13 protein-coding genes are annotated in these 12,825 nt (G+C 73.5%); 9 read left to right on the top strand and 4 right to left on the bottom strand.

From position 1 onward, the window contains the following. Window positions 1-128: 128 nt before the first annotated feature. From ACIPW5_RS27025 to mug, 5 genes are all read left to right on the top strand, one after another. Window positions 129-1,472 carry a hemolysin family protein gene (locus ACIPW5_RS27025; protein WP_401249923.1) on the top strand — a complete coding sequence of 448 codons (1,344 nt, stop codon included), beginning with the start codon at window positions 129-131 and terminating at the stop codon, window positions 1,470-1,472. Next, the gene (locus tag ACIPW5_RS27020) at window positions 1,469-2,488 is read left to right on the top strand and encodes a hemolysin family protein (protein WP_401249920.1); all 1,020 of its coding nucleotides are present in this window, start codon (window positions 1,469-1,471) and stop codon (window positions 2,486-2,488) included. The genes ACIPW5_RS27025 and ACIPW5_RS27020 overlap by 4 nt, the downstream gene beginning before the upstream one ends. A gap of 29 nt (window positions 2,489-2,517) precedes the next feature. Continuing rightward, window positions 2,518-3,300 carry an SGNH/GDSL hydrolase family protein gene (locus tag ACIPW5_RS27015; RefSeq protein WP_401249917.1) on the top strand — a complete coding sequence of 261 codons (783 nt, stop codon included), beginning with the start codon at window positions 2,518-2,520 and terminating at the stop codon, window positions 3,298-3,300. 71 nt (window positions 3,301-3,371) lie between these two features. After that, window positions 3,372-4,805 (top strand): adenylosuccinate lyase, encoded by a 1,434-nt coding sequence (purB, locus tag ACIPW5_RS27010; protein WP_401249914.1) that lies wholly within the window; start codon window positions 3,372-3,374, stop codon window positions 4,803-4,805. Next, window positions 4,802-5,344, top strand: a complete 543-nt coding sequence (gene mug / locus ACIPW5_RS27005; protein WP_401250160.1) for a G/U mismatch-specific DNA glycosylase — start codon at window positions 4,802-4,804, stop codon at window positions 5,342-5,344. The genes purB and mug overlap by 4 nt, the downstream gene beginning before the upstream one ends. Here mug and ACIPW5_RS27000 read toward each other — a convergent pair. Genes ACIPW5_RS27000 through ACIPW5_RS26990 form a run of 3 tightly spaced genes read right to left on the bottom strand, consistent with a single transcriptional unit; the run spans window position 5,341 to window position 7,506 of the window. Next, window positions 5,341-5,778: a hypothetical protein gene (locus ACIPW5_RS27000; RefSeq protein WP_401249911.1), complete on the bottom strand. Its 438-nt coding sequence runs from the start codon at window positions 5,776-5,778 to the stop codon at window positions 5,341-5,343. The genes mug and ACIPW5_RS27000 overlap by 4 nt on opposite strands. Window positions 5,779-5,818: 40 nt before the next feature. Further along, complete coding sequence (locus ACIPW5_RS26995) at window positions 5,819-6,571, bottom strand: ABC transporter permease (protein ID WP_401249908.1); 753 nt, start codon at window positions 6,569-6,571, stop codon at window positions 5,819-5,821. 20 nt (window positions 6,572-6,591) lie between these two features. Further along, window positions 6,592-7,506, bottom strand: a complete 915-nt coding sequence (locus ACIPW5_RS26990) for an ATP-binding cassette domain-containing protein (RefSeq protein ID WP_401249905.1) — start codon at window positions 7,504-7,506, stop codon at window positions 6,592-6,594. A 108-nt stretch (window positions 7,507-7,614) separates the two neighbouring features. Here ACIPW5_RS26990 and ACIPW5_RS26985 point away from each other — a divergent pair, with 108 nt between their 5' ends. The 3 genes from ACIPW5_RS26985 (at window position 7,615) to ACIPW5_RS26975 (ending at window position 10,707) form a co-directional block, all read left to right on the top strand. Continuing rightward, window positions 7,615-8,796, top strand: coding sequence for a sensor histidine kinase (locus ACIPW5_RS26985; protein ID WP_401249902.1), 1,182 nt, complete (start codon window positions 7,615-7,617; stop codon window positions 8,794-8,796). A gap of 4 nt (window positions 8,797-8,800) precedes the next feature. Further along, a complete protein-coding gene (locus ACIPW5_RS26980; RefSeq protein WP_401249899.1) occupies window positions 8,801-9,451 on the top strand; it encodes a response regulator in 651 nt (216 codons plus the stop codon). A 101-nt stretch (window positions 9,452-9,552) separates the two neighbouring features. Continuing rightward, entirely contained in the window at window positions 9,553-10,707 is a 1,155-nt protein-coding gene (locus ACIPW5_RS26975; protein ID WP_401249896.1) for an ROK family transcriptional regulator, read from the top strand. Window positions 10,708-10,785: 78 nt separating this feature from the next. Here the strand turns inward: ACIPW5_RS26975 and ACIPW5_RS26970 are convergent, their stop codons facing one another. Then, on the bottom strand, window positions 10,786-11,538 hold the full coding sequence (locus tag ACIPW5_RS26970; protein ID WP_401249893.1) for a GntR family transcriptional regulator: 753 nt from the start codon (window positions 11,536-11,538) through the stop codon (window positions 10,786-10,788). A gap of 345 nt (window positions 11,539-11,883) precedes the next feature. Between ACIPW5_RS26970 and ACIPW5_RS26965 the strand changes: the two genes are divergently transcribed. Further along, window positions 11,884-12,765, top strand: a complete 882-nt coding sequence (locus ACIPW5_RS26965) for an alpha/beta fold hydrolase (protein WP_401249891.1) — start codon at window positions 11,884-11,886, stop codon at window positions 12,763-12,765. Window positions 12,766-12,825 lie beyond the last annotated feature (60 nt).

Raw genomic sequence — 12,825 nt, 5'->3', positions numbered from 1 at the left:
TTTCCCGCGTCCACGGCGAAGGGTGCGGGCGTCCGCCCGTGCCCGGGCCCCCCGTCCCGGGCGTCCCGTGCGCGACACCGCGCGGACGCTCTGCTCCTGACCGATCATGGGACGGAGGTGACCGACCGATGACCGAGGTACTCCTGCTCGTCGTTGCGCTGCTGCTCTGCCTTGCCTGCGGGGCGTTCGTCGCGGCCGAGTTCTCGCTCACGACCGTCGAGCGCAGCGAGCTCGAACAGGCCGTGGAGCGGGGCGAGCGCGGGGCGGACAGCGCCCTGGCCGCGGTGCGCAGCCTCACCTTCCAGCTGTCCGGCGCCCAGCTCGGCATCACGGTGACCGGCCTGGTCATCGGCATGATCTCCAAGCCCTCGATCGCGGCCCTGCTCACGGGCCCGTTCCAGGACATGGGCCTGTCGGCCGGCGCCGCGTCCTCCACCGCCCTGGTCCTCGGCACCGCCCTGTCGACGGTGGTCCTGATGGTCGTCGGCGAGCTGGTCCCCAAGAACTGGGCGATCTCCTCGCCGCTGGCGGTCGCCAAGCGCGTGGCGACCCCGCAGCGGGTCTTCTCACGCGCGTTCAAGCCGCTGATCAGCCATCTCAACACCACCGCCAACCACATGGTCCGGCGCTTCGGCATGGAGCCCGCCGAGGAGCTGGCCTCCGCCCGCAGCCCGCAGGAGCTGGTGGCCCTGGCACGGCACTCCGCCAAGGCGGGCGCACTGGAAAAGGACACCGCCGAGCTGTTCGTGCGGACCCTGAACCTCGCCGACCTGAGCGCGGAGAACGTGATGACCCCGCGCGTCCAGGTCACGGCCCTCGACGTGCACACGACCGCCGAGGACGTGGCCAACGCGACCATGGCCACCGGGCTGTCCCGCTTCCCCGTCTACCGGGGCAGCCTCGACACCGTGGTCGGGATCGTCCACATCAAGGACGTCCTGGCCCTGCCCGCGGCCGAGCGGCACCGCCATCCGGTGTCACGGCTGCTGCGCGAGCCGCTCCTCGTACCGGAGTCGCTGACCGTGGACCGGCTGCTGGACCGGCTGTCCGGCAGGCAGACGATGGCCGTGGTGATCGACGAGTACGGCGGCACGGCCGGAGTGGCCACGCTGGAGGACATCGTCGAGGAGGTAGTCGGCGAGGTCCGCGACGAGCACGACCCGCACGAGACCCCCGACCTGGCCCCGGCCGGCACGGACGAGGCGGGCCGGAGCCTGTACTCGGCCGACGGCGCCGCCCGCACCGATCAGCTCCGGCGGATCGGGCTGCGGGTGCCCGAGGGCCCGTACGAGACCCTGGCCGGGCTGATAGCGACCGAGCTGGGCCGGATCCCGGCCGTCGGCGACCGCCTGGAGCTGGACGGCTGGCTGCTGGACGTGGTCGACGCCGGCGGGCGCCGGGCCGCCCGCGTGCTCCTGCACGAGCCGGCCGGACCCGTCGGCGACGGGCCCGCCGAGGGGCGGTCCCGGTGACCGCGATCCAGCTGCTGATCGGCCTGGCGACGCTGGTCGTCAACGCCTTCTTCGTCGGTGCGGAGTTCGCACTGATCTCGGTCCGGCGCAGCCAGATCGAGCCGTACGCGGAGCAGGGCGACCGCCGTGCCCGCGCCGTCCTGTGGGGCCTGGAGCACGTGTCGGCCCTGATGGCGGCGGCGCAGCTCGGCATCACCCTGTGCACCCTGGTGCTCGGCGTGGTGGCCGAGCCGGCCATCGCGCACCTGCTGAGCCCGCTGCTCGACGCGGTCGGGGTGCCGTCCGGGGTGACGCACGCGATCTCCTTCGTGGTCGCGCTGGCCCTGGCCACGTACCTGCACATGCTGTTCGGCGAGATGGTGCCGAAGAACGTGGCGCTGGCCGAGCCGGTGCGCACCGCGCTGGCGCTGGGGCCGCCGCTGGTCGCCCTGACCCGGGGGCTGAAGCCGGTGATCTTCACGGTGAACGCCTTCGCCAACACCCTGCTGCGGCTGCTGCGGGTGGAGGTGAAGGACGAGGTGGCGGCGACCTTCTCGGACGACGAGCTGGCCCGCATGGTGAAGGACTCCAGCGACGCGGGGCTCATCGACGACCGGGCGAGCGAGCGGCTGCACGACGCCCTCGAACTGGGCCGGCGGCCGGTCGCCGATGTGGTGCTGCCCGTCGACCGGGTCGTCACGGCCCGGGAGGGCATCACCGCGGCCGCCCTGGAGGACCTGTCCGCCGAGTCGGGGTACTCCCGCTTCCCGGTGGTCGACTCCCGCCGGCGGATCCTGGGGTACCTGCACGTCAAGGACGCCCTGGACGTGCTGGAGCGGGAGGAGCCGTTCCCCGGGTCGGCGCTGCGCCCGATCGCGCAGGTGCGGGCGGAGACCCCGCTGGACGACGTGCTGACCGCCATGCGGCACAACCGTACGCATCTGGCGGCGGTCCTCGGGGCGGACGGGGCGCTGGCGGGGCTGGTGACGATGGAGGACGTGCTGCGCGAGCTGTTCGGCCGGCCCGCCTCCGCGTAGGCCCTACCGCGCGGTAGCATCGCTCCGCCATGGAGATGAATGCGTCTTACACCAGTTTCGTCGCGGTCGGCGACTCCTTCACCGAGGGGATGTCCGACCTGCTGCCGGACGGCTCCTACCGGGGCTGGGCCGACCTGCTGGCCGCCCGGCTCGCCGCCCGCGAGCCGGACTTCCGCTACGCGAACCTGGCGGTGCGCGGCAAGCTGATCGGCCAGATCGCCGAGGACCAGGCCCCGGCCGCGGCCGCGATGGGCGCGGACGTGGTGACCCTGGTGGGCGGGCTCAACGACACCCTGCGCCCCAAGGTGGACATGGGGCGGGTCCGGGCGCACCTGGAAACCGCCGTGGAACTCCTCGCCCCTTCCTGCAAGCACCTGGTGCTGATGCGCTCGCCCGGCCGCAACGGCCCGGTGATGGAACGCTTCCGGCCGCGCATGGAGGAGCTCTTCGGCATCCTCGAGGAGCTCGCCGCGCGGCACGGGGCACTGCTGGTGGACCTGTACGGGGCGCCCGTGCTCGCGGACCCGCGGCTGTGGGACGTCGACCGGCTGCACCTGACTCCGGAGGGTCACCGCAGGGTGGCCGAGGCCGTCTGGCAGACTCTGGGGCTGCCCGCCGAGACCGACTGGCGGGCTCCGCTGCCGCCCTCGGCCCCGCCGGGCTGGCCCGCGCGACGGGCCGAGGACCTGCGTTTCGCCCGGCGGCACCTGCTCCCCTGGATCGGGCGGCGGCTGACGGGCCGCTCCTCGGGGGACGGCCGCCCCGCCAAGCGGCCGGAGCTGCTGCCGTACGGGACCCCTCCCCTCTCGTAGCAACCCACAATCCCGAGGGCTCCCCCCACCTGCGTAAACGCACAGCCGCGGCCCAAGTAGAATCCCTACACGTGACTGCCAAGCCCCGCATCCCCAATGTCCTGGCCGGCCGCTACGCCTCCGCGGAGCTCGCCGTCCTGTGGTCCCCCGAGTACAAGGTCACGCTGGAGCGGCGGCTGTGGCTCGCCGTGCTGCGTGCCCAGAAGGACCTCGGCATCGAGGTTCCCGACGCCGCCCTCGCCGACTACGAGCGCGTCCTGGAGACCGTCGACCTCGCCTCCATCGCCGAGCGCGAGAAGGTCACCCGGCACGACGTGAAGGCCCGCATCGAGGAGTTCAACGCCCTCGCCGGCCACGAGCACGTCCACAAGGGCATGACCTCCCGCGACCTCACCGAGAACGTCGAGCAGCTCCAGATCCGGCTCTCGCTGGAGCTGGTGCGCGACCGCACGGTCGCCGTCCTGGCCCGTCTCGGCAAGCTCGCCGGCGAGCACGCCGAGCTGGTCATGGCCGGCCGCTCCCACAACGTGGCCGCGCAGGCCACCACCCTGGGCAAGCGCTTCGCGACCGCCGCCGACGAGCTGCTCGTCGCCTACGACCGCCTGGAGGACCTCCTCCGGCGCTACCCGCTGCGCGGGATCAAGGGCCCGGTCGGCACCGCCCAGGACATGCTCGACCTGCTGGGCGGCGACGCCGCCAAGCTGGCCGACCTGGAGCAGCGGATCGCCGCCCACCTCGGCTTCGCCCAGGCCTTCACCTCCGTCGGCCAGGTCTACCCGCGCTCCCTGGACTACGACGTGGTCTCGGCCTTGGTCCAGCTGGCCGCGGCCCCCTCCTCGATCGCGAAGACGATCCGCCTGATGGCCGGCCACGAGCTGGTCACCGAGGGCTTCAAGCCCGGCCAGGTCGGCTCCTCCGCGATGCCGCACAAGATGAACACCCGCTCCTGCGAGCGCGTGAACGGCCTCATGGTCATCCTGCGCGGCTACGCCTCGATGACGGCCGAGCTGGCCGGCGACCAGTGGAACGAGGGCGACGTCTCCTGCTCCGTCGTCCGCCGGGTGGCCCTGCCCGACGCGTTCTTCGCCTTCGACGGCCTGCTGGAGACCTTCCTGACGGTCCTCGACGAGTTCGGCGCCTTCCCGGCCGTCGTCGCCCGCGAGCTGGACCGCTACCTGCCCTTCCTCGCCACCACCAAGGTGCTGATGGGCGCGGTGCGGGCCGGCGTGGGCCGCGAGGCCGCGCACGAGGTCATCAAGGAGCACGCCGTCGCTTCCGCCCTGGCCATGCGCGAGCAGGGCGCCGAGCGCAACGAGCTCCTCGACAAGCTCGCGGCCGACGACCGGATGCCTCTGGACCGCGCGCAGCTGGACGCCCTCATGGCCGACAAGCTCTCCTTCACGGGCGCCGCGGGTGACCAGGTCGCCGCCGTGGTCTCCCGGATCGAGGCCGTCGCCAAGGAGCACCCGGAGGCCGCCGGCTACGCCCCCGGGTCGATCCTCTGACCCCGGACGAGCTCGAAGCCGCCCGCGACCGCGTCCTCCCGGACGTGGTCGCGGGCGGTCTGCGCGTGCTCTTCTGCGGCATCAACCCGGGCCTCCTCTCCGCCGCGACGGGCCACCACTTCGCCCGCCCCGGCAACCGCTTCTGGCCGGTCCTGCACCTGTCGGGCTTCACCCCCCGCAGGCTCGCCCCCGAGGAGCAGCAGGAGCTGCTGTCCTACCGCCTGGGCATCACCAACGTCGTCGCCCGGGCCACGGCCCGCGCCGACGAGCTGAGCGCCGAGGAGTTCCGCGAGGGCGGCCGCGTCCTGACGGCCAAGGTGGAACGCCTGCGCCCCCAGTGGCTGGCCGTGGTCGGCGTCACCGCCTACCGCACCGCCTTCGGCGAACGCAAGGCCCGGATCGGCCCCCAGGAGCGCACCATCGGCACCACCCGCATCTGGGCCCTGCCCAACCCCAGCGGCCTGAACGCCCACTGGACCGCCACATCCATGGCCGAGGAATACGCCCGCCTCCGCCAGGCATCGGAGTCCGCCCTCTAGGCCGGGTCGGTCACCGTGACCCCTGCCGTCAGGAAGAAGGGGAACTCCCTGTCCCATTGGGTCACGCAGACCACCAGCCAGCGGTCCCCGATCCGCCACAGGTGGACATGGTCAGTGGTGTTGCACAGTTCGTTCCACGGTTCCGGTATCTCCTCCCCGTCGAAGCTCCGGTCCAGGAGCGATGCGAGGGCGAAGACCTGGGGTGGGCCCCACCGGTCGGTGACGGCCTGGGTGAGGGCCGCGTACTCGGCGCTGATCTGTTCCTCGGCCTCCTCCCAGCCGGAGCCGTCGTCGTCCCAGAAGTCCCGGGTCCGGCTGAGCCGGGCCAGGTGGTGACCCGGGCCCGCGCTCTGTTCGCCGGACGTGGTCGGCCCGGAGGGGAATGCGCGGGCCCGCAGCCGGTCGATCGTGTCGAGGTGGTCTGCCGTGGTCATGCCGTCAGTATCGGGCGGGCCACTGACAACTGGCACGGCCTCACGCGTCCCGCCGGCGGACCGCAAGCCAGCCCGCGGCCAGGGCCGCGAGGGACCACAGTCCGGCGACCGCGAGACCGCTCCAGGGCCCGAGCGAACCGTCCGCGTGCGCCCTCATCACCACCTGCCCCGCCCGGTCGGGCATGAACTGCATGGCTCCGCCCGCGACCTGGCCCACCACGAAGGGCAGGATGAGCAGGAAGGGTATGAGCAGGCTCATCACCAGGGTGCCGCTGCGCACGAGCGCGGTGAGACCGGCGGCCAGCAGGGCGATCAGCGTCAGGTAGACACCACTCCCGAAGACGGCGCGGACCGTGCCGGGGTCGCCCAGGGCGAGGGCCTCCTCCCCCCTGAAGGCCTGTCCGGCCAGGAAGGTCACGAGACCGGTGACCTGTCCCACCGCGAAGGCCAGTCCGGCGACGGCGGCGGCCTTGGACAGGTAGAGCCGGGTCCTGTTGGGGACGGCGGTGAGGGAGACCCTGAGGGCACCGCCCCGGAACTCGCCCGCGAAGGCGGTCGCTCCGAAGGCGATGGCCGCTATCTGGCCGAAGTTGATGCCGAAGAAGGCTCCGAGCAGGCGGTCCTCCCCCATGGCGCCGGGTTCGGAGGTGCCGATGGCGGCGGCGGTGAGGACGGTGATGCCCGCCGTGGCGGCGAAGACGGCCACCAGCGATCCGAGGACCGCGCGGGCCGAGCGTATCTTGATCCATTCCGCATGCAGGACGGGGACGGTGGGCAGGGCGGCTGCGGTCACGGCAGTGGCTCCCATCGGGTTCAGGCGGCGGTGGCGGAGAACGGAGTGCGGTCGGCGGTGAGTTCCAGGTAGGCCTGCTCCAGGGAGGCCCGCTCGTCGGAGAGTTCCAGTACGGCGATGCCCTCCCGGGCGGCGAGGGCCCCGATCCGCTCGGCCCGTATGCCGTCGACGGTCCAGCGCCCTTCCCCGGCAGCGGTCATGTGCAGGCCCTCGCCGGCCAGGGCGGCCGCCAGCCGGTCCGGGTCGGCGGTGCGCAGCCGCGCCCTCGGGGTGCTGCGGGCGTCGATGAACTCCTGCAACGGGCTGTCGGCGAGCAGCCGGCCCTGTCCGAGGACGACGAGCTGGTCGACGAAGGAGGCGGACTCGGCCATCAGGTGGCTGGAGACGAAGACCGTGCGGCCCTCGGCGGCGAGGCTCCGCATGAGCTCGCGGATCCAGATGATCCCCTCGGGGTCGAGGCCGTTGGTCGGCTCGTCCAGCATCAGGACGCCGGGGTCGCCCAGCAGGGCGGCGGCTATGCCCAGGCGCTGGCGCATCCCGAGCGAGAAGGTGCCGATCCGGCGCCGGGCGACCTGGGCGATGCCCGCCTGTTCGAGGACCGCGTCCACCCGGGCCGCCGGGATGCCGTTGCTGACGGCCAGTGCGAGGAGGTGGTCGCGGGCCCTCCGCCCGGGGTGGGGCGCCTGCGGGTCGAGGAGGGCGCCCACCTCGCGCAGCGGGTTCCTCAGGTCGGTGAACCTGCTTCCGGCGATGGTGGCGCGGCCGGCGGTGGGCCGGTCCAGGCCGAGGATCAGACGCATGGTGGTGGACTTGCCGGCGCCGTTGGGCCCGAGGAAGCCGGTGACCCGGCCGGGCAGGACGTCGAAGGTGAGGTGGTCCACGACCCGTCGGGTGCCGTGGTCCTTGGTCAGTTCGCGGATCTCGATGCGGTTCATGGCTCAAGATTCGCCGTCCGGCCCGCTCCTCTCCCTCCCCCGTGCGAGGGTGCCGTCTCCCCCACGTGGGGGAGACGGCACCGGCCCCCGCCCTGCCACGATGGGTGCATGATCCGACTTCTCCGCGCCCCGTTGCGGCCGGTGACGTACTCGCGCTGGCTGCACTTGTGCGTCCCGGTGCTGCTGTTGGCCATCTGGATGTTCATCAACCCGCGCTGGCCGTGGATGCCCCTGCTGATCGTCATACCGTTCGGGTTCGTGCCGTGGGTGCGGCTGGCCGAGGGGCTCCAGGCCAGGTTCCTGCTCACTCCGCAGGAACAGGAAGGGGACGGCGGGGGCAGGACCATCGGCATGGCCCCGTCGGCCCGTTGGGCGGACCGGTGGCGGACCGTGCTGTGGCTGGAGATACGCCTCGTCGTCGCCGGGGCGGCGATGTTCGCCACGGTGTGGCTGCCCGTCGAGGCCGTCGAGCTGGTCACGGTCGCGGTCGGGAACCCGCTGGGTGCCGATCTCTCCCTGCCGTTCACCCCGCCGCGCTGGGCCGCGGCCCTCCTCGCACCGGTGCCGCTGCTCCTGCTGGTCCTGATCGTGGTGCTGCTCGGCGAGCTGATCACCACCATCGCCCGGCGGCTGTTGGGGCCGTCCGCCGCCGAGCGGCTGACGGCGCTGGAGGCGCGTACGGAGCAGCTGCTGGAGCGGACCCGGATCGCGCGCGAGCTGCACGACTCCATCGGGCACGCCCTGACGGTGGCGGTGGTCCAGGCGGGTGCGGCGCGGGCCGCCGGGAATCCCGAGTTCACCGACCGGGCGCTGGGAGCGATCGAGGAGACGGGCCGGGCCGCGCTGGAGGATCTGGAGCGGGTCCTGCTGGTGCTGCGGGAGTCCGCGCAGCCGCCCTCGCAGCGGCCCACCCTGCTGGAGGCGGACCGGCTCCTGGAGTCGGCCCGCGCCTCGGGGGCGGAGGTCGACGCGCAGCTGACGGGTCCGCTGGAGAAGCTGCCCGGACCGGTCACCCGTGAGGGGTACCGGATCTTGCAGGAGGCGCTGACGAACGTGCTGCGCCACTGCGGGCCCGTTCCGGTGCGGGTGCGGGTGGCCATGGCGCCGGGTGGGCTGGAGCTGGAGGTGACGAACCCGCTGCCGGAGCGTCCTGCCGTGACCAGGGGTGGCGGGAGCGGGCTGCGGGGTATGAGGGAGCGGGCCGCGCTGCTCGGCGGCCAGGCCGAAACCGGCCTCCACGAGGGGGGTTGGCGGGTGCGCGCGCGGCTTCCACTGGAGCGAATACCCTGACCGGATGCCGGTTACCGTACTGCTCGTCGACGACGAGCCCCTGGTGCGCGCGGGTCTGCGCGCCGTCCTGGAGGCACAGCCCGACATCGAGGTGGTGGGTGAGGCCGCGGACGGGGCGTCCGTCATTCCCCTCGTGCGGCAGTTGCGGCCGGACGTGGTGGCGATGGACGTACGGATGCCGCTGCTCGACGGGATCGAGGCGACCAGGGCGGTCCTGCGGTCGGTGGACTCCCCGCCGAAGATCCTCGTGGTGACGACCTTCGAGAACGACGAGTACGTCTACCAGGCGCTGCGTGCCGGAGCCGACGGCTTCCTGCTGAAGCGGGCCCGCCCCTCGGAGATCGTGCACGCGGTGCGGCTCGTGGCCGAGGGCGAGACGCTGCTCTTCCCCGCGGCCGTGCGGGCCCTCGCCGCCGAGTACGGGAACCGGGAGGCCCGTGCGGTCCTGGAGCGGGCCGCGCTGACGGAGCGCGAGGAGGCGGTGCTGCGGCTCATGGCCCGGGGTCTGACCAACGTGGAGATCGCCCGCGAGCTGATCGTCGGCACGGAGACCGTGAAGTCTCATGTCAGCGCGGTCCTGGGCAAGCTCGGGGCGCGCGACCGGACCCAGGCGGTGATCACGGCGTACGAGTCGGGCTTCGTCGCTCCGGCCTGAAGCGAGGTCCGGTTTCGGCCGGTAGGGGGGCCGCTTCTCGCCGCCGAGGCGGGGGCGCAGTACGATCCGCCTGACAGGGTCGTTAGCTGGGAGGACACACGTTGGGGCAGCTGACCGGCGGGGATCCCTCTCTGCTCCGGCGCATCAATTCGGCCGTGGTGCTTCGTGCGCTGCGGGCGGCCGGATCGCCTACCCTCACCGACCTCACCCGGGTGACCGGGCTCTCCCGGCCGACCGTCGAGGGGGTCGTGGAGGGGCTGATCGGAACGGGCCTGGTGGTCGAGGCGGACGCCGAGGAAGGCGCACGCCGCCAGGGCCGGCCGGCGAGGAGGTTCCGCTTCCGCGCCGAGGCGGGGCACCTGCTCGGCATCGAGATCGGCTCCCACCGGGTCGCGGTCCTGCTGTCCGGGCTCGACGGCCGGGTCATCGGGGCCGGCACCAAGGACGTCTCGGAGACGGCCTCGGCCGATGAGCGCCTGGAACGCGTCAGGGCGGCCGTCGCCGATCTGCTGCGCCGGGCCGGGATCCCCCGCGACTCGCTGCGCGCGGTCGGCGTGGGCAGCCCCGGCATCGTCGAGGCCGACGGGACGGTCCGCCTCGGTACGGCCCTGCCGGGCTGGACGGGGCTGCCGCTCGGCGAGCGGCTGCAGCGTTCGTTCCGCTGCCCGGTCCAGGTGGAGAACGACGCGAACGCGGCGGCGCTCGCCGAACACTGGAAGGGCGCGGCGCGGGACACCGACGACATGGTGTTCGTGATGGCCGGGCTCAGCCCGGGCGCCGGCTCGCTGATCGGCGGCCGGCTGCACCGGGGCTACGGCGGGGCGGCGGGCGAGATCGGTGCCCTGCACCTCCTGGGCCGGGAGGCCACCCCGGAGCGGCTGCTGTCCACGACGGGCGAACCGCTCCACCCGTTGGACGAGCCGGCGGTCGCCGAGGTGTTCGCGATGGCCAGGCGGGGCGACGAGCGCGCAGTGGCCGCGGTGGACCGGTTCCTCCAGCGGCTGGTGCACGACGTGGCGGCGCTGGTGCTGGCGATGGATCCGGAGCTCGTGGTCGTGGGCGGCTGGGCGGCCGGACTGGACGGGGTCCTGGAGCCGCTGCGCCGGGAGCTGGAGCGGTACTGCCTACGCCCGCCGCGGGTGGCGCTGTCCATGCTCGGCGAGGCCGCCGTGGCGACGGGGGCCCTGCGCCTGGCCCTGGACCACGTGGAGGAAGAGCTCTTCGCGGTGGAGCGTACGGTCACCGCCCGCCGCTGACCGTCGGGCGGCGCCCCGGGATGCGGAAGACCCCGGGGCCCGTGGGGCTCCCGGGGTCCGCGTGGGCGGGGTCGGGGCTCAGGAGGCCGCGCGGGTCTCCGTGATCTCCACGCCGGAGTCGCCGAAGGTGAGGCGGCAGGTGTCGGCGCGGTAGGTGGCCACCGAGACGGCGGCGGTGCCCGCGGCGGTGAAGTAGCGGGTGGTCACCAGGAGCACGGGCGCGCCGGGCAGCCGGTCCAGCTCCTTGGCGTCGTCGGCGCGGGCGGAGCCCAGCTCGACCGAGCGGTCCTGCCCCTCCAGGGCGAGCCGCTGGAGTTCCCGCATGACGGCGCGGGCCCGGGCGGGGCCGACGGGGGCGTCGATGGCGGAGAGCCCGGGGACCGAGGCGGCCGGCACGTACAGCAGCTCGGCGGCGACGGCCTGGCCCTGCGTGACGCGGGTCCGGCGCACGGTGTGCACGGCCTCCCCGGCGGCGGTGCCGAGGAGCCCCAGTACGGCGGCGGCGGGGACGGTCTCGACCGCGTCGACGGCCTCCCAGCCGTCGGCGCCCTCGCCGGGCCAGCCCTGCTGGGCGCTGCCGACGGCGACGCCCACCCGCGGCGGGGCCACGGTGGTGCCGACGCCGCGGCGGCGCTGGAGGCGGCCTTCGAGTTCGAGCTGCTCCAGGGCCTGCCGCAGGGTGGCGCGCGCGACGCCGAAGCGCGCGGCGAGCTCACGTTCGTTCGGCAGGACCTCGCCGACCGCGAAGTCCTGGTCCAGCGCGTCGCTGAGCACGGTCTTCAGGTGCCAGTACTTCGGCTCCGGCACCGATTCGAGCTGCGTCGTCCCCACCCTGACTCCTCCTGCAATCGCCGCTGTCACCGTGTCCGGCATCGCCGTGTTCCAGCGGCGTTTTCGCGCCGCAGTTCCGCGCCCTTGTTTATTAAAGGTTCCTGCACTATCCGCGACGATAGGACGGCGCACCCCCTTGGTCAAGACCAATCCTGGCCGCTTTGCCGGGCAGATCGGGCATATGTAGCAACCCGTTCACAGGATGTTCTCGCTCGGCACCCGCTCGGCACCCGTTCGTCGCGCGGACTTCGCAAAGCCTTGTAGCCGGACGCTACTCGACGGTAATCATGGACGCAGTCATTACTGACGGCCTGTCTCATACGCGTCCACCCGACGAGGAGCAGCATGACCGCCACGGTCTCCTTCACGATCGATTCGCCGCTGGGCCCCCGCACCGCCACCGTCGCCTACGAGCGCAAGGGCGCCGGCGAACCGCTTCTCCTGCTGCACGGCATCGGCCACCACCTCCAGGCCTGGGATCCGGTGGCCCACGTCCTGGCCTCCGCCCACGACGTCATCGCGGTCGACCTGCCCGGCTTCGGCGCCTCCGGGCCGCTGCCCGCGGGCGTCCCCTACGACCTCGCCACCATCACCCCGGCCCTCGGCGCGCTCTGCGCGGCGCTCGGCGTCGAGCGCCCGCACGTCGCGGGCAACTCCCTGGGCGGGCTGCTCGCCCTGGACATGGGCCGCACCGGCCTCGCCCGCTCGGTCACCGCCCTCTCCCCCGCCGGGTTCTGGTCGGAGCCCGAGCGGCGCTACGCCTTCACCACGCTGCGCGCCATGCGCGCCGGGGCCCGGGCCCTGCCCCGGCCGGCCCTGGACCGGCTCTCCCGCAGCGGCGCCGGCCGCGCCGCCCTCACCGGCACCATCTACGCCCGCCCCGCCCACCGCACCCCGGAGGCGGTGGTGGCCGAAACCCTCGCGCTGCGGGAGGCCGCCGGCTTCGAGCAGACCCTGGCGGCGGGCGGCTCCGTACGCTTCACCCACGACGTCCCCGGGATCCCGGTCACCATCGCCTGGGGCACCCGCGACCGGCTGCTGCTGCGCCGCCAGGGCGTGCGGGCCAAGCACACCGTCCCCGGGGCGCGGCTGGTGCGGCTCCCGGGCTGCGGCCACGTGCCGATGAACGACGACCCGGCGCTCGTGGCCCGCGTCATCCTGGACACGGCCACCGCAGGGGACCGGGAGGGCGGCAGCGCCGGCGGCGGACCGCACATGAGCGGCTGACGGCTGTTCATCCGGGGTTCGCGTGGGCGACGCGGTCGGTCCCGTGTGCGAAGGCACACT

It is taken from the genome of Streptomyces sp. NPDC090077, assembly GCF_044747545.1.
Lineage (GTDB): Bacteria > Actinomycetota > Actinomycetes > Streptomycetales > Streptomycetaceae > Streptomyces.
The sequence above is the reverse complement of the archived record's forward strand: the minus strand, read 5'-3'. Positions and strand labels throughout refer to the sequence as shown.